Below are 14,414 nucleotides of genomic sequence, written 5' to 3'. Positions count from 1 at the left end.
TTTGACTACATCGAGCGACGCCATAACCCAAGGATGCGGCGAAGGGTCGCCAGGCAGGATCAGAAGGTTGCAGCTCTTTTAGAACCGTCCGTGATATCGGGGTAGAACCCGACTGACCATCGCAGCGAACGCGGACGCCTGGGACCCGGCAGAAATCGTCGGGGCCTTGCTGCTCGTGAGCGAGAAGATGGGCGCGCATGCGACACTGCGTCAGCAACTGCGTGAGCGTGGCATCAAGCACCTTGAAGCTCGTGCGGCCGCACGAGAGGCGGCCCGATCATGAGCGAGGATATGAAGCCGGAAGGGGCTCGTGTATTTCTCGGGCGTGGCCTCGGGCCCGTCCATGCCCGTGGGTTGGCGCTACTGTCTCTGAGACAGCGGCCCGTTGATTACCTCCCCATCCTCCTTCACGAAAGGTTCTCTCATGGCCGGAAGGATTTGTAGGACAACCTCTGAAGGACGACACAGTCGAGTGCCCAGATCTGTCTGCACGAACGGTCGATTGATGAGGATGGGATGCGCCAGCATCGCATCAAGCAGCGCCTCATCGTCGAGGGCAAGGTCACCCAGCCCTAGCTCCTCGTAGGGCGTCCCCTTCTGTCTAATGGCTTCTCGGACGGTCAATCCCGCTGCGGTGATCAGCTCCAAGAGACGTTCGCGCGTCGGCGGCAGGCTCAGGTAATCAATGACCTCCGGATCGATGCCTAAATGGCGGATGAGAGCCAACGTGTTTCGCGAAGTCCCGCATTTGGGGTTGTGATAGATGACGGCGTTCATTCCACTTCCTCCCGCGCCACCGCGACCTCAAGCACTCCCGCTGCCACGGTAAGCACTTCAGCCTCCAATGCCCCCTTCCGCTCGCTGTAGCGGTCTACCAAGTAGTCGCTCCGGCCCCTCACCAGCAGCGTGAACTTCACAAGCTCCTCCATGACGTCCACCACCCGGTCATAGTAGGCCGAGGGCTTCATGCGCCCGCTTTCATCGAACTCCTGCCAAGCCTTCGCAACCGAGGATTGATTGGGGATGGTGACCATGCGCATCCAGCGCCCCAGCACACGCAATGCGTTGACCACGTTGAATGACTGCGAGCCGCCGCAGACCTGCATGACCGCCAAGGTTCGCCCTTGGGTTGGTCGGACGCTCCCCTCCTCAAGGGGCAGCCAGTCGATCTGGTTTTTGAACACCGCAGTGAGCGTGCCATGCCGCTCTGGGCTGATCCATACGTGGCCCTCGGACCACAGCGAGGCCTGACGCAACTCTTGAACCTTCACATGTGTGGCCGGGACTGAATCCAGCATCGGAAGCTCGTGCGGGTCGAACAGCCGTGTCTCTGCACCTAGCTCTTCCAGCAATCGCTGCGCCTCCAACGCCAACTTGCGGCTGAAAGACTGCGGTCGCAGTGACCCGTAAAGGATCAGGATGCGAGGGCGATGCGGCGCGGCACCAGAATCATCCAGCTTCACCGAGGAAGGGATGTCTAGCGCATCGGGAAGGATGTTGGGAAGCTGGCTCACGTGGGTTGCTCGGTCGCTATTGTTCGATTATTCTAGAATCATGGAACATAAGAACGCAACCGTTGCTCTGGCTGCCCTTGGGCATGCCACCCGCCTTTCCATCTTCCGACTGCTGGTCCAGGCTGGCGGGACCGGGAAGCTTGCCGGCGACATTGCCCAGGCATTGGATTTGCCTGGAGCCACCCTTTCCTTCCACCTGAAGGAACTTACGGCGGCGGGCCTCATCAACGGCGAACAGCGTGGGCGCACGATCTGCTACCGAGCAGAGTTCGAAACCATGACGGCCCTAGTCGCGTACCTGACTGAGAACTGCTGCGCTGACGACCTGTCGTGCGAGCGCCCAGGCGGCTGCTGAGCCCTTCTTGGAAAACTACTGATGAGCCCCCAACCCTCCCGCCTTTCCTTCCTGGACCGGTATCTCACCGTCTGGATCTTTGCAGCCATGGCCCTGGGTGTTGGCTTGGGAGCCGCGTTCGAAGAGCTTCCCAGCGCGCTGAACAAGCTTTCGGTGGGGTCGACCAACATCCCCATCGCGGTGGGCCTGATCTTGATGATGTATCCACCGTTGGCGAAGGTTAAATACGAAGAGCTGCCGAAGGTGTTTGCTGACAAGCGGGTGCTGATGCTCTCGCTACTTCAGAACTGGGTCGTGGGTCCTTTCCTCATGTTCGGTTTGGCGGCGCTGTTCTTACGCGACTATCCCGAATACATGACAGGCCTCATCCTCATTGGCTTGGCGCGCTGCATCGCTATGGTGCTGGTCTGGAATCAGCTCGCACGCGGAGACAGTCAGTATGTGGCAGGACTGGTCGCCTTCAACTCCATCTTCCAGATTGTCCTCTTCAGCGCCTATGCCTGGTTTTTCCTGACTTGGTTGCCGCCGATCTTTGGGCTTCAAGGCAGCGTCATCGATGTGAGCTTCTGGACCATCGCAGAGGCCGTGCTCATCTATTTAGGCATTCCGTTCTTTGCAGGATTTCTCACAAGTCGTTGGCTAAAGGCGAGGAAGGGCTTGGATTGGTATGAGACCAGGTTCTTGCCTGCGATCAGCCCCATCACGCTGGGCGCGCTCCTGTTCACGATCGCGGCCATGTTCAGCTTGAAGGGGGGAGATGTCCTGCGCATTCCATTGGATGCGGTTCGCATCGCCATTCCGCTGACTCTCTATTTCCTGGTCCAGTTCGCGTTGAGCTTCTGGATGGGGAGGTTCATTGCCAAGGACTACCCACGAACAACGTCCATTGCGTTTACCGCAGCGGGAAACAACTTCGAACTAGCCATTGCGGTTGCCATCGCAGCATTTGGACTCGCTTCCCCGGTAGCGTTTGCCGCAGTGATCGGGCCACTTGTCGAGGTCCCAGTGCTGGTTCTGCTTGTTCATGTCGCTATCCGATGGGGCAGACGACTGTTTCCTACTGACGTGCGGCTGTCTTAACGTCTGCGCAGCATGGGCCTTGCGCTATTTTTAGCAATCAAAGTTGCACGATAGACCGGCCCCTCCGCCAACCGCTCTTCTCCCAATGACATGAGATGGATGGACGGATTCGGCGACTGCCGCTGAACTGTCAGACGCCCAAGAAGACGCGCGATGCCGTCGTTGTCCTCGAACTCCCCTCTCAGGACCCTACGCCATGCAGACGCCAATAGGTCGGCGACTTGGACGCCAGGAACGTCATGCGAGCGGACGAACTTCGAATCCCGCATCACAGCTCCCAAGTTCACCGCTGAGTTGATGGCGTGGCCGGCCGCCTCTTGGAGGTAGGCCGGGGTGTCTTCGGGGGCACTCCTGAAGTGCTTCTCAAAATGAGAGTAATCGAAGCCCTCGACAAAGATCCCGGGGTCTCGCAAAGACTTGGCTTGTATGAGGCCCGGTGCCATATGGGTGAGCGTCTGCTCAAACAGGGGGCGCGCTGAGTTCTTCTCGTCCATGCGCCATTTAAAGCTACTCAGCGTGCCAGGAATGCGCTGGGCATAGTAGAGCGTAGTCATCCGAAAGACCTGATCCAGCAGGTCTATTTGCGCCACCATCTGAATGTAGAGCTGTGGAGACAGGCGCTCAAGCCTGCCCGACAGGTCATCGATAGAAGCGCGCCCTTCTTCGTAGAGCATCTTTGGACGGTTGGCCCTGACGCTCGCGACCTGCTTCTTCTGATGGGCCACGACCGCTTCGGGATCCTGATGGCCCAGGTCAATCGCGGAGATGAAGAGCGTGCCCTCAAGCTTGCCAAGGTCGCCTAGAAAGCGCGCCAGGATCGCCTCCGACAGGTCTTTCAGCTTGACCTCGTCCTGGAAGCCGCGCCCCAAATGTCTTTTGAGTAGGCCTAGCGAATGCTCAACCCGCTTTCTAGCCACCTCTGGGACAACATACCCCGCAACGACGCACCAGCTGTCGCAGTGCGATGCATGAACGAACGTGCCGGATTCATCGACGTAGATAAACATGCAGTCTCTTCCATGGACGCGTTTGGATAGGAAGCTGTCTGATGCTCGAGGTTCCAGACCCGGCAGAGGCCTCAAGCGCTGCTGTTCTAGTCTTCAAACATAGCGGACAACACCAGTGCCGCGCCTGTGCAAAAAGCGCCAAGGGCAGCCCAGTAGTTCATGTCAGCTGACAAGATCAACATCGTCTTTGAGAACTGACTCGTCCTGCCATAGGTTGACACCTATGGTGTGGATGATCCGGCCGCCGTCAGGCGGCCAAGGACGCCCGATGCATCGCATCGGGCGTCTGCATTTTAAGGGACAGGTGGGGGCGCTCGGCGTTGTAGATCTCCACTGCCTCAGCCACCATCTGCCGCGCCTGACCCAGGTCCCGTGGGCGATGAAGCAGAAACTCACATTTCAGGATGCCGTTGATGCGTTCGGCTAACGCGTTCTGGTAGCAGTCGTAGCCGTCGGTCATCGAGCAGGTCAGGCCATGCTTTGCATGGAGATGCTGGTAGCTATCCGAGCAGTATTGGATGCCCCGATCCGAATGATGGATCAGCCGCTGCCTCGTTTTTCGGCCTCTCAGGGCCATTTCCAGTGCTTGCGCGGTATGTTCGGTCTCAGCGTCTCATTCACGCTCCAGCCCACGATCTTGCGTGACCAGGCATCGGTAACCAGGCTCAGGTAAACGAATTTTCCATCGGTGGGCAGATAGGTGATGTCAGCCACCCACACCTGTTCGCAACCACTGGGAACTACGCAATTTTCCCCGGGTTTGAGCAGGTTGGGATGTTTGCGGAAGCGATGATGGCTATCGGTGGTCTTGTGATACGCGCGACGTTGCGGCACCAGCAGGCGTGCCTCTCGCAGCACGTCAAATAGCCGGTCACGCCCGAGATCGATCCCCGCCGCCTGCAGTTTTGGCTCAATCAGATGGTGCAGTTTGCGCGTACCTACTCGAGGCTGGCGCGCGCGGCAGTCGTTCACAAGCGCCAGTGCCGTGGCATCGGCAGCGTCTCGCTGCTGCTGACGGTGTCCAGCCTGATAGAACGCCTGCCGACTGATGCCGAAGTGGCGGCAAGCCCTGGCCACGCTTACGCCTTTGAGGCGCCTTTGCGTGAGGACTTGCCGGAAGGCTTTTTTACGATTTTCACCCCGTAATCCTCTTTGAGAACGTCCACGATGGCCTCGAAGAGCTGCGCCTTCTCGTTTGCCTCCCGCAACTGGACCTGCAGGGCCTTGATCTGTTGTTCCGGCGTAAGCGGCTTGGCCGCTCCGGCTTTGGGGACAGTGCTCATGGGAGGCAATGATGCCCCAGCTGACCAATCTTGCCGACCATGCCGGCGAAGCCAGGAAAGGACCGTGCTGCGTCCCTGGATCCCGTAACGCTCCTGGGCTTTTTTGTAGGTCAGTTCCCCGCGCTCGACCTGGTCGACCACCGACAACTTGAAGGCCAGCGAGTAATCCCGCTGGCTGCGCCTGATTGTTGATTTCATTGAACATTCCTTTTCCGGAGGGAAAAGGTGTCAACCCAATTCAGGACGGGTCAGACAAATAAAAAAGGCCGCCCTTCGGGTGGCCTTTTTTATTTATCTGGCGCAGCAACGCATGGGCCCCTCCCTTTGCCTGCCTCTCCCCGGAAAGTTCAGTAGATCCACGCCATGCGTGGATGGCGTGCCGCCCGAGCCCCCTCCCCTGCCGGCCCCATGCGCTATGGTCACCCCATGAGGACCCGGCCCTACCACCGCAACGATCTGGCCGCCTGCCTGGCGATCTTTGACAGCAATCTGCCGACCTATTTCGCCCCGGAGGAACGCCCGGACTTCGAATCGTTCCTGCGCGGGCTGGCGGAAGAGCACGCCTACCAGGTCATCGAACTCGACGGCAGCGTCGTCGCCTGCGGAGGGCTGTCTCCTCCCACGAACGGGACCGCCGGGTTCTGCTGGGGGATGGTGGAGAAATCCCGGCACGGACAAGGACTTGGCCGCCATCTTGCACGGGTGCGCCTGCAGCAGGCCGCCACCGACCCCCGCGTGGAGCGCATTGCGTTGAGCACCAGCCAGCACACCGAGGGCTTTTACGCCGGGCTGGGCTTCCGCGTCACCCAACGGGTAACGGACGGTCCCGGCCCAGGAATCCACGCCGTGCACATGGAAGTACGCCTGCAGTAGATCCACGCCATGCGTGGATGGCATGCCACGCCCGCGCCCCAAAAACGCCCCTGCCCCAAAAGCTGAACGAAACCTGAAAAATCGCTATCGTAGGCGCCCTCACCCTACGCACGGCCTTTTGCCCCGATGAGCTCGATCGACCGCGTGCACGCCGCCCTGCCCGACGCCGATCCATCGGCACACGGCACCTGCGAGAACTGCGACACCGCCCTGCAGGGCCACTACTGCCATCACTGCGGGCAGTCCGCGCACAACCCGCTCAAGCATGTCGGCCACGCCATCGAGGAAGTTTTCGAATCGTTCTGGCACCTGGACGGGCGCATCTTCCGCACGTTGCGCGACCTGTGGGTGCCCGGCCGCATTGCACTGAACTATCTCAAGGGCCGCCGGGTGGGTTACGTGCAGCCGCTGCGGCTGTTTGTCATCCTCACTCTGTTCACCTTCTTCATCGGCAAGATGTTCGTCCACGTCGACGACTTCAGCGTGGGCGCCAGCGGCGACTCGCTGTTCGGCAAGGCCACCACCGCCGAACAGGTCGAAGCAGTCCGCGCGCAGCAGATGGCACTGATCGACCAACAGGCCAGCACCACGAATACCGGCAACCCCGGTTTCGCCATTGCCCGGGCTGCCGTCAATGCCGCCGCCGCGCAGCGCAGGGCCGAGCTCGGCGCGCCCACCGACACCCCCGCGCCACCGTCCGACGACAATCACGGCACGTTCTTCAACTACAGCATCAACGGCAAGCCCTGGGATGCGGACACCAATCCCATCGTCCTCGCCGGCCTGCCGCAGTTTGCCAACAACTGGCTCAACCGGCGCCTGAAGAACGGCAACGCCAACATCCAGCGCATGGGCGGCAAGACCGATCTGTACATGCAGGCGATCCTGACGGCACTGCCCGGCGCGCTGTTCTTCCTGATGCCGGTGTTCGCGCTGGTCCTGCGCATTGCCTACATCCCGCGATCGATGGGCTACCTGGAACATCTGGTGGTGGCGCTGTACAGCCACTGCTGGCTGATGATGGTGGTGCTGGCGACCCTCCTGGTCGCCAGCATCAGCAATGCACTCGCCTCGCCGCTGGTCGCCACGCTCGGCCTGTGGATCACCGCACTGCTGTGGCTGGCGGTGCCGGTCTACCTGCTGTGGATGCAGCAGCGCGTGTACGGCGGCAACAAGCTGCTGACCGTGCTGCGCTACACCCTCATCGGCGGCGTCTACTTCTTCCTGGTCAACGTGGTGGTGATGTACGCGGCGCTGGCAGGCATTTCCGCCTGATCGCGCAGCCTCAACTGCTGGAGAGCTTCATCAGCACCAGGCCACAGACGATCAGCACGGCCGCGCCGATGCGCATCGCACTGACCTGCTCGCCGAGGAACACGATGCCGACCACGAAGGCACCCACGGCGCCGATGCCGGTCCAGATCGTGTAGGCGGTACCCAGCGGCAGCGTGCGCATGGCCACGGCCAGCAGCCAGAAGCTGGCGATCATGCCAAGGATGGTGACCACGGTGGGGGTGAGCCTGCTGAAGCCTTCGGACTGCTTCATGGACACGGCCCAGACAATTTCCAGCAGGCCGGCGAACAATAGATAGATCCAGGCCATGACGGCCCTCCTCTTGGTAGGGCCAGGCCGTCCTGGTCATTGATTCCCGATGCGGGGGAGGTCGTTCCTCCTGCGGCCGCATTCTAGCAACGAGGGGACCCGCCAGCCGTACTGCCTGTGTACGGCTTACAGCCGATTCATCGCATGAAGCTGGCGTCGAAGCCCACGCCTGCGCTAGAATGCGCGCCTGCCATCGGCCAGCCGATGTGCAGTCCGGCTGTGGTCTCCGGCGCGCGACGCGCTGCTTCCCCTGATCCGTGAACCGGCCGCCCTTGGGCGGCCAACGTCTCTATGGTGGCCCCGTCGGCCCCTCGCGACGCTAGGTCGAAAATCCCGCCAGGGCCGGAAGGCAGCAACGGTATCGATCGACGCGGGCGCCGAGGTCAGCCGGCGGGGCCACCGCCTTTTTGGGCCGTGCCCCGCTCTGGTAGCTGCCAACCTTGGTTGGCGCTCTTCGTCTCGCGCCCTGGTAGCTGCCAACCTTGGTTGGCGCCCTTCGCCGGGCATGGCCCGGCGCTACCGACGCGCTACCTTCGACGCGCACGATCGCCGCGCACCTGCGGGGTGTGCAGCGCGCGTTCCAGATGTTCCAGTTCGGCCGCCAGCGCCGCATCAGCAGGCTGGCCAGTGGTGTTCACGGCGGATCCTGCGCCAGCACATGTGGTGCGGTCGGCGCCGCCAGCGCCACGCACTGCCCCGGCTGCGCGACGCGGTGCCCACGCGCGGCCAGTGCCTGGCCATCAGCCGCACTGGCGTAGTGGTACAGCATCATCCGCGACTGCAGCTCGGCGCTGTACTCGCGCTCCAGGTCATCCACGCCGGTGTGCGACGGGTTGCCATGCAGGCCGCAGTCGTGGGCGATCAGCTCGTTGTCATTGGCGAAGCGTGCCAGCATCTCCGGGATCGGCCGCGTATCGCCGCTCCAGGTCAGCGCGCCCTGCAGGCGCAGCCCGTAGGCCGTCTCCGGCCAGTGGTGGCGCGCCGGGAACACTTCCAGCCGCACACCCTCGTGCCAGAACGCATCGCCCACCACGATCAGCTGGAACGCATCCCAGAAGTTCGCGCCGCCCTCGGCCAGCACGTTGGGGTAATCGGCCACGCGCTTGTGCAGCAGCGGCACCACGGTGGCCGGCACGTACAGGCGCACCTTGCCGCGCCGGTGCGTGTTGAAGAAGGTGTCCACGAACAGCCGCTCGAAGCCGGCGACATGGTCCAGGTGCACGTGGGTGACGAACACCGCCTGCGGCAGGTGCCCGTAGTGCGCCTTGAACGCGGTCAGCCCTTCGCCGCCGCAATCGATGGTCAGCCACGGCCGGCCATCGCGCTCGATCACCGACATGGGCGAGCCCAGCTCGACCGCCGACGCATTGCCGACGCCGAGGAAACGCAATGACCAGTCCATCAGGTGCCCCGGTTCCAGGCCATGTCGTAGGCGCGACGCAGGCGCGCGTAATCCTTCTGCACGTCTTCCACGCTGCGCTCGCCGCGCAGCTTGACCAGCGAGCGCAGCAGGCGCTTGAGGTTGCGCTCGCGCCAGGCGGTGGCCGGGATGCGGATCACCCCGCGGTCGAAGTCGATCAGCCAGCCATGGCCGTTGCCATCGAACAGGATGTTGTGGGCGTTGAGGTCAGCGTGGTCCAGGCCGGCACGATGGAAGCGCGCGATCAGTCGGCCCGCCTCTTCCCACGGCGCGCCACGGCCGGCCACCAGCGCGCGGTCGGCCAGCGAACGTACGCCCTCGATGCGCTCCATCAGGATGGCCGCGCGGTAGCGCATGTCTTCACGCATGTAGAACGCGGCGATCGGCCGGGGCACCGGCAGCTTCTGCGCGCGCAAGGCACGCATCAGCCGGAATTCGGCGAAACTGCGGGTGCGATCCGCGCCGCGCCAGATGTACTGGTCCCGGCTGAGCTTGGCTGCCAGGCCACCGCGCAGGTAGTGCCGCAGCACGCCGGGGCCGAAGGACGCATCGACAAACCAGGCACTGCCGCGCCCGCCTTCCGCCACCGGCCGGGCCCTACTGCCCCAGTGCTGGGGCGAGAACAGGCCGACCTCGGCTTGCCGCAGCCGCTCGCGGTCGAACAGAATGGCCCCGATGCCGCGACCCTCGCGGCATGGCGTCAGCGCTTCATTGGCGTCAAATACGACCATTCCATTGAGTCTAACAACACATGGCATCAGCGTCCTCATCCTTGTGCCTCCTGCGCCTGTCTGCCCTGGGGGATGTCACCCACGTTGTGCCCCTGGTGCGCACCCTGCAGGCCGCGCGCCCGGACACGCCGATCCACTGGATCATCGACAAGGTCGGCCACAAGCTGCTTGATGGCCTGCCTGGCGTGGTCTTCCATGCGTACGACAAGAAGACCGGCATGGCCGGCGTCAAGGAACTGCGCAAGCAGCTGCCGCCGGGGCGCTTCGATGCGCTTCTGCAGATGCAGGTGGCGTTCCGCGCGAACCTGCTGTCGGCCTTCATTCCGGCCGAACGCCGCATCGGCTACGACCGCAGCCGCTCCAAGGACCTGCATGGGTTGTTCATCAACGAACGCATCCCCGATCGGCCGGGCATCCACGTGCTCGATGCCATCGGCAGCTTCTGCGAGCCGCTGGGCCTGCGCCAGACCGAAGTGAGCTGGGACCTGGCAGTGCCGCCGTCGGCCTACGAGTGGGCCGCTGCGCAGTGGCCCGATGATGGCCGCCCGGTGCTGATGATCTCGCCGTGCTCCAGCCACGTCATGCGCAACTGGTACGCCGACCGCTATGCAGCGGTGGCCAACCATGCCAGCGCGCGTGGCTGGCAGGTGGTGCTGTGCGGTGGCCGCAGCGAGCTGGAGCGCAGCATGGCCGATGCCATCCTCACCCAGCTGGCGACGCCGGCACTGGACCTGGTGGGCCGGGACACGCTGAAGCAGCTGCCGGCCCTGCTGGCCCGCGCCAACCTGGTGATGACTCCGGATTCGGGCCCGATGCACATCGCCAATGCGATGGGCACCAAGGTGCTGGGCCTGCATGCGGCCAGCAACCCGCACCGCAGCGGCCCATACTCCGACCGGCGCTACTGCGTGGACCGCTACGACGATGCCGCGCGCAAGTACCTGGGCAAGCAGGCGGCCGACCTCAAGTGGGGCACCAAGATCGAGTTCGATGATGTGATGGAACTGATCACCGTCGAGGACGGCATCGCCGCCTTCGAGCGCTACGTCGCCGATCACCTCGGCTGAGCGACCGGTGCGGGCCGCATGTGGCCCGCACCCTCCACGCAGGGCGTGGGGTTATTTGTACGACTTCTCTTCCACGTACGCCGAGCCCAGCGCCAGGTTGATCGCCTTCTTGATGCGCGCGCGCTCGTCGTTGCGCAGGTAGACGCTGCGGGCCAGGTCGACGAAGGCCTGGTCGAAGGCCTGCGCCTTCTCCTTCAGGCGGACCTCGTCCTCGATGTCCCACAGCTGCTCGTTGACCGCCTTCAGTTCGGCACGCAGCTTGGCGATGTCCTTCACCGCCGCCGGATGGCCCATCCAGGTGGTCTCCAGCGCGGACAGCTCGCGGCGCACGTTGGCCAGCTTGCCTTCATCGCTGATGCGCTCGGACTTGATCTGCAGGATCGAGATCTTGTCCAGCAGCTCGCCGAAAGAAACAGGCACAAGGATTTCAGCGGTCATGGCAGCGCTCCAGCAGGTAATGGCACATGGTAACCCGCAGCACGCAGCGCGCAGAGGCATCCACGCATGGCGTGGGATCTACTGATCTGCCGGACGGCGGTCCCGCGCCAGATTAAAGAAGAAGGCCTGCCTTTCGGCAGCCCTTCTTTTTTAATCTGGCGGAGAGGGGGGGATTCGAACCCCCGAGGCGCTATAAACGCCTGCCTGATTTCGAGTCAGGTACATTCAACCGCTCTGCCACCTCTCCAGGTGTTCCCCGGCGAACCGGGGACGCGCATCATACGAGGAAGCGCGGCAGACCACAAGCCATTGCGGCCCATCATGTGAAATATTTCTGACTGAACGCCTTGCCGGATGTCCGCTTGGCCGTGATGATGCCGTTCTCCCCGGCATTACCCCGCCCAGCAACCACCATGATCGAATTCGGACACCTCACCCACCCTGGCCTGCGCCGCGAGCTCAACGAGGACACCTACTACGGTGACAGCGAGCTGGCCCTGTGGCTGGTGGCCGACGGCATGGGCGGGCACGCCTGCGGCGAGGTGGCCAGTGCCCTGGCACGCGAGACCATCGTCCGCGAGATCCGCCGTGGCGCCCCGCTGGCCCACGCCATCCGCACCGCCGACGAGGAGATCATCCGTGCCTCGCGGCGGCGCAACGACACCCTGCCGATGGGCACCACCGTGGTCGCCGCACGCGTGCAGGGCAACCGCTATGAAGTGGCCTGGGTCGGCGACAGCCGCGCCTACATGTGGCGCGACGGCCAGCTGGCCCAGCTCAGCCAGGACCACAGCGTGGTGCAGGAACTGGTCGCGCAGGGCAACCTGACCGCCGAACAGGCGCGTGCCCACCCGCACCGCAACGTGGTCACCCAGGCGCTGGGCGTGACCGACCCGAACCATCTGAACGTGGCCACCACCAGCGGTGAACTGCGCCCGGGCATGCAGCTGCTGCTGTGCAGCGACGGCCTGACCGAGGAAGTCGACGACCGCGACATCGCCCGCACCCTCGCCTACGACGACGCCAGCGCCCAGGAATGCGTGGACAGCCTGGTCGCCTCGGCCTTGGATGGCGGTGGGTCGGACAACATCACCGTGATCCTGGTGCGCTGCCATTAACCCGTAGATCCACGCCATGCGTGGATGGGAGACGGTAGTGCCGGCCGCTGGCCGGCATCGCCCCAACCGCGCTTACGCGCTCGCGACCTCTTCCACCTTCGGGCCATCCCACAAGGCGTGGCCGGCCTTCTTGCGCAGGCGCTCCAGCCGCGCGGTGTGCGCTTCCAGCTCCGAGGACGTGGCCACCACGCGCGGGCGCGGCAGCAGCTTGCTGGTGTCGAAGGCCAGCAGCGCGGCGCCATCGGCCCCGCTGTCGTCTTCCAGGCCGAAGCCGATCTCTTCCTGCCCCGAGGTCAGCGCGATGTAGACATCGCCCAGGATCTGCGCATCGAGCAGGCCGCCGTGCAGCGCACGGTGCGAGTTGTCCACGCCCAGGCGCCGGCACAGGGCATCCAGCGAATTGCGCTGGCCGGGGAAGCGCTCGCGCGCCATCGCCAGGGTATCGATCACCGTGCAGCGGTCGGTGATCTTGCCGTACTGCGGCCCCAGCAGGGACAGCTCGTAATCGAGGAAGCCCAGATCGAATGCCGCGTTGTGGATGATCAGCTCGGCGCCATCGATGAACGCCAGGAACTCCTCGGCAATCTGCGCGAACTCCGGCTTGTCGGCGAGGAAGTCCAGGCTCAGGCCGGTGACTTCCTGCGCACCCTGCTCGAAGTCGACGTCGGGCCTGATGTACTGGTGGTAGTTGTTGTTGGTCGGGCGGCGCTTGAACAGCTCCACGCAGCCGATTTCAACGATGCGGTTGCCCTTCTTCCATTCCAGGCCGGTGGTTTCGGTATCGAGGATGATCTGACGCATGGGCTCAGTTTACCGGGCTGCCGTCGCGGATCTGGATCGCGGCATTGCGCGCCAGGGTGTCGACCCGCTCGTTGTCGGGGTCACCGGAGTGGCCCTTCACCCAGCGCCAGTCGATCTGGTGCCGCAGCGTGGCCGCATGCAGGCGCTCCCACAGCTCGCGGTTCTTCACCGGGTCGCCGCCGGCGGTCTTCCAGTTCTTGCGGATCCACCCCGCCATCCACTGGGTCAGGCCCTGCCGCACATACTGCGAATCGGTATAGAGCACGATCTCGCAGGCTTCGGTGAGGCTTTCCAGCGCGGAAATGGCCGCCATCAGCTCCATCCGGTTGTTGGTGGTGTGCGCTTCGCCGCCACTCAGTTCGCGCTCGTGGCCCTTGTAGCGCAGCAGTGCGGCCCAGCCACCCGGGCCGGGATTGCCGAGGCAGGAACCGTCGGTGTGGATTTCGATGGTTTTCAATACAACTCCAGATCAGGTAGCAACGGTGCCGTGCCAGCGCACCGGCAGCGGGGTCGGCCCGGGCAGGGCCAGCGTACGTTTTTCGGCATGGAACAGGCAGGCCGCGCGCAGCGGCGCCCAGCCCGCCCGACGGCGGCTGCCGGCGCCCTGCCACAGCGGCCCCAGGTAGCGGGTGTCATCGCATTCCAGGCCATGGCGGGCCAGCAGCAGGCGCAGCCGCTGCGGCGTGCGCACCACCAGCCCATGCTGGCGCCAGCGGGTACGGAAGGGGCTGAACGGGTTGAGGCTGCTCAGCCACAACTGGCCGCCGGGCATCAGCACGCGCGAGCACTCATCCAGCAGGTAGTCGGCATCGGCGGCGGTGACATGCTGCAGCACGATGGCGTTGACGCTTTCATTGGCCAGCGGCAGCGGCAGCGCGCAGCGGGTATCACCGGCATAGCCGGCGCCCTCGCGGTACAGGCGCAGGCCGCGGCCGCCCAGCTGCGCATCCTCCAGCCAGGAGGCCGTGGGTGCGATCCACAGCCAGGGCTGGGACGGCAGGCCGGCCAGCCGTGGCAGCAGCAGCTGGCGCTCAAGCAGGCGCAGGGCTGCCGCCGGCTCGCTGTCGAACCACGGCACCAGGCTCGCTTGACGGTGGCTCTGCAGCAGGGGCATGGTCCAATTC

16 protein-coding genes, 1 tRNA gene, 1 other RNA gene and 1 pseudogene are annotated in these 14,414 nt (G+C 63.9%); 7 read left to right on the top strand and 12 right to left on the bottom strand.

Annotated features, from left to right (window positions below; genetic code table 11):
* Positions 1-360 precede the first annotated feature (360 nt).
* Positions 361-777 carry an arsenate reductase (glutaredoxin) gene (arsC, locus tag ACVOK1_RS10345; protein WP_481561966.1) on the bottom strand — a complete coding sequence of 139 codons (417 nt, stop codon included), beginning with the start codon at positions 775-777 and terminating at the stop codon, positions 361-363.
* A complete protein-coding gene (gene arsH, locus ACVOK1_RS10340; RefSeq protein WP_481561965.1) occupies positions 774-1,514 on the bottom strand; it encodes an arsenical resistance protein ArsH in 741 nt (246 codons plus the stop codon). Before arsH ends, arsC begins: the two co-directional genes overlap by 4 nt.
* Positions 1,515-1,554: 40 nt before the next feature.
* On the opposite strand from arsH, the gene ACVOK1_RS10335 reads away from it, so the two are divergent.
* A complete protein-coding gene (locus ACVOK1_RS10335) occupies positions 1,555-1,869 on the top strand; it encodes an ArsR/SmtB family transcription factor (RefSeq protein ID WP_308987001.1) in 315 nt (104 codons plus the stop codon).
* 21 nt (positions 1,870-1,890) lie between these two features.
* Positions 1,891-2,949: an ACR3 family arsenite efflux transporter gene (gene arsB, locus ACVOK1_RS10330; RefSeq protein WP_481561964.1), complete on the top strand. Its 1,059-nt coding sequence runs from the start codon at positions 1,891-1,893 to the stop codon at positions 2,947-2,949.
* On the opposite strand, the gene ACVOK1_RS10325 is transcribed toward arsB, so the two are convergent.
* Complete coding sequence (locus ACVOK1_RS10325) at positions 2,946-3,956, bottom strand: DUF3800 domain-containing protein (protein ID WP_481561963.1); 1,011 nt, start codon at positions 3,954-3,956, stop codon at positions 2,946-2,948. The two genes, arsB and ACVOK1_RS10325, sit on opposite strands and share 4 nt — an antisense overlap.
* 247 nt (positions 3,957-4,203) lie before the next feature.
* Positions 4,204-5,437, bottom strand: a pseudogene (locus tag ACVOK1_RS10320) (IS3 family transposase).
* Positions 5,438-5,665: 228 nt separating this feature from the next.
* On the opposite strand from ACVOK1_RS10320, the gene ACVOK1_RS10315 reads away from it, so the two are divergent.
* A complete protein-coding gene (locus ACVOK1_RS10315) occupies positions 5,666-6,112 on the top strand; it encodes a GNAT family N-acetyltransferase (RefSeq protein ID WP_481561962.1) in 447 nt (148 codons plus the stop codon).
* 126 nt (positions 6,113-6,238) lie between these two features.
* Positions 6,239-7,387 carry a DUF3667 domain-containing protein gene (locus ACVOK1_RS10310; protein ID WP_481561960.1) on the top strand — a complete coding sequence of 383 codons (1,149 nt, stop codon included), beginning with the start codon at positions 6,239-6,241 and terminating at the stop codon, positions 7,385-7,387.
* A 10-nt stretch (positions 7,388-7,397) separates the two neighbouring features.
* On the opposite strand, the gene ACVOK1_RS10305 is transcribed toward ACVOK1_RS10310, so the two are convergent.
* Entirely contained in the window at positions 7,398-7,715 is a 318-nt protein-coding gene (locus tag ACVOK1_RS10305) for a DMT family transporter (protein ID WP_108767972.1), read from the bottom strand.
* Between the two features lie 300 nt (positions 7,716-8,015).
* Here ACVOK1_RS10305 and ffs point away from each other — a divergent pair.
* Positions 8,016-8,112, top strand: an RNA gene (gene ffs, locus ACVOK1_RS10300) — signal recognition particle sRNA small type.
* A 237-nt stretch (positions 8,113-8,349) separates the two neighbouring features.
* Here ffs and ACVOK1_RS10295 read toward each other — a convergent pair.
* Together ACVOK1_RS10295 and ACVOK1_RS10290 are read right to left on the bottom strand one after the other, a co-directional pair.
* Positions 8,350-9,117, bottom strand: a complete 768-nt coding sequence (locus tag ACVOK1_RS10295) for an MBL fold metallo-hydrolase (protein WP_406232763.1) — start codon at positions 9,115-9,117, stop codon at positions 8,350-8,352.
* On the bottom strand, positions 9,117-9,866 hold the full coding sequence (locus tag ACVOK1_RS10290) for a 3-deoxy-D-manno-octulosonic acid kinase (protein ID WP_481561959.1): 750 nt from the start codon (positions 9,864-9,866) through the stop codon (positions 9,117-9,119). The genes ACVOK1_RS10295 and ACVOK1_RS10290 overlap by 1 nt, the downstream gene beginning before the upstream one ends.
* Before the next feature lie 20 nt (positions 9,867-9,886).
* On the opposite strand from ACVOK1_RS10290, the gene ACVOK1_RS10285 reads away from it, so the two are divergent.
* Positions 9,887-10,933, top strand: coding sequence for a glycosyltransferase family 9 protein (locus ACVOK1_RS10285; RefSeq protein WP_164073633.1), 1,047 nt, complete (start codon positions 9,887-9,889; stop codon positions 10,931-10,933).
* A 51-nt stretch (positions 10,934-10,984) separates the two neighbouring features.
* Here ACVOK1_RS10285 and ACVOK1_RS10280 read toward each other — a convergent pair whose 3' ends face one another.
* Together ACVOK1_RS10280 and ACVOK1_RS10275 are read right to left on the bottom strand one after the other, a co-directional pair.
* Entirely contained in the window at positions 10,985-11,371 is a 387-nt protein-coding gene (locus ACVOK1_RS10280) for a DUF6165 family protein (protein ID WP_108767967.1), read from the bottom strand.
* Between the two features lie 156 nt (positions 11,372-11,527).
* Positions 11,528-11,618 (bottom strand) — tRNA-Ser (locus tag ACVOK1_RS10275).
* Positions 11,619-11,784: 166 nt separating this feature from the next.
* On the opposite strand from ACVOK1_RS10275, the gene ACVOK1_RS10270 reads away from it, so the two are divergent.
* Entirely contained in the window at positions 11,785-12,489 is a 705-nt protein-coding gene (locus ACVOK1_RS10270) for a PP2C family protein-serine/threonine phosphatase (RefSeq protein WP_108767966.1), read from the top strand.
* Between the two features lie 72 nt (positions 12,490-12,561).
* Here ACVOK1_RS10270 and dnaQ read toward each other — a convergent pair whose 3' ends face one another.
* Genes dnaQ through ACVOK1_RS10255 form a run of 3 tightly spaced genes read right to left on the bottom strand, consistent with a single transcriptional unit; the run spans position 12,562 to position 14,404 of the window.
* A complete protein-coding gene (dnaQ, locus tag ACVOK1_RS10265) occupies positions 12,562-13,290 on the bottom strand; it encodes a DNA polymerase III subunit epsilon (RefSeq protein WP_108767965.1) in 729 nt (242 codons plus the stop codon).
* Between the two features lie 4 nt (positions 13,291-13,294).
* On the bottom strand, positions 13,295-13,747 hold the full coding sequence (rnhA, locus tag ACVOK1_RS10260; RefSeq protein ID WP_108767964.1) for a ribonuclease HI: 453 nt from the start codon (positions 13,745-13,747) through the stop codon (positions 13,295-13,297).
* Between the two features lie 12 nt (positions 13,748-13,759).
* A complete protein-coding gene (locus tag ACVOK1_RS10255) occupies positions 13,760-14,404 on the bottom strand; it encodes a class I SAM-dependent methyltransferase (protein WP_406232766.1) in 645 nt (214 codons plus the stop codon).
* Positions 14,405-14,414: the final 10 nt, after the last annotated feature.

The organism is Stenotrophomonas sp. STEN087 (assembly GCF_056759115.1).
Note: the sequence above shows the minus strand (reverse complement) of the source record. Positions and strands in the feature narration are given on the sequence as shown.

What these genes read in the sequence shown, in the direction of transcription:
- arsC (WP_481561966.1), bottom strand. Translation starts at nt 777, where the DNA reads ATGAACGCCGTCATCTATCACAACCCCAAATGCGGGACTTCGCGAAAC.
- ACVOK1_RS10335 (WP_308987001.1), top strand. Translation starts at nt 1,555, where the DNA reads ATGGAACATAAGAACGCAACCGTTGCTCTGGCTGCCCTTGGGCATGCC.
- arsB (WP_481561964.1), top strand. Translation starts at nt 1,891, where the DNA reads ATGAGCCCCCAACCCTCCCGCCTTTCCTTCCTGGACCGGTATCTCACC.
- ACVOK1_RS10325 (WP_481561963.1), bottom strand. Translation starts at nt 3,956, where the DNA reads ATGTTTATCTACGTCGATGAATCCGGCACGTTCGTTCATGCATCGCAC.
- ACVOK1_RS10315 (WP_481561962.1), top strand. Translation starts at nt 5,666, where the DNA reads ATGAGGACCCGGCCCTACCACCGCAACGATCTGGCCGCCTGCCTGGCG.
- ACVOK1_RS10310 (WP_481561960.1), top strand. Translation starts at nt 6,239, where the DNA reads ATGAGCTCGATCGACCGCGTGCACGCCGCCCTGCCCGACGCCGATCCA.
- ACVOK1_RS10305 (WP_108767972.1), bottom strand. Translation starts at nt 7,715, where the DNA reads ATGGCCTGGATCTATCTATTGTTCGCCGGCCTGCTGGAAATTGTCTGG.
- ACVOK1_RS10295 (WP_406232763.1), bottom strand. Translation starts at nt 9,117, where the DNA reads ATGGACTGGTCATTGCGTTTCCTCGGCGTCGGCAATGCGTCGGCGGTC.
- ACVOK1_RS10290 (WP_481561959.1), bottom strand. Translation starts at nt 9,866, where the DNA reads ATGGTCGTATTTGACGCCAATGAAGCGCTGACGCCATGCCGCGAGGGT.
- ACVOK1_RS10285 (WP_164073633.1), top strand. Translation starts at nt 9,887, where the DNA reads ATGGCATCAGCGTCCTCATCCTTGTGCCTCCTGCGCCTGTCTGCCCTG.
- ACVOK1_RS10280 (WP_108767967.1), bottom strand. Translation starts at nt 11,371, where the DNA reads ATGACCGCTGAAATCCTTGTGCCTGTTTCTTTCGGCGAGCTGCTGGAC.
- ACVOK1_RS10270 (WP_108767966.1), top strand. Translation starts at nt 11,785, where the DNA reads ATGATCGAATTCGGACACCTCACCCACCCTGGCCTGCGCCGCGAGCTC.
- dnaQ (WP_108767965.1), bottom strand. Translation starts at nt 13,290, where the DNA reads ATGCGTCAGATCATCCTCGATACCGAAACCACCGGCCTGGAATGGAAG.
- ACVOK1_RS10255 (WP_406232766.1), bottom strand. Translation starts at nt 14,404, where the DNA reads ATGCCCCTGCTGCAGAGCCACCGTCAAGCGAGCCTGGTGCCGTGGTTC.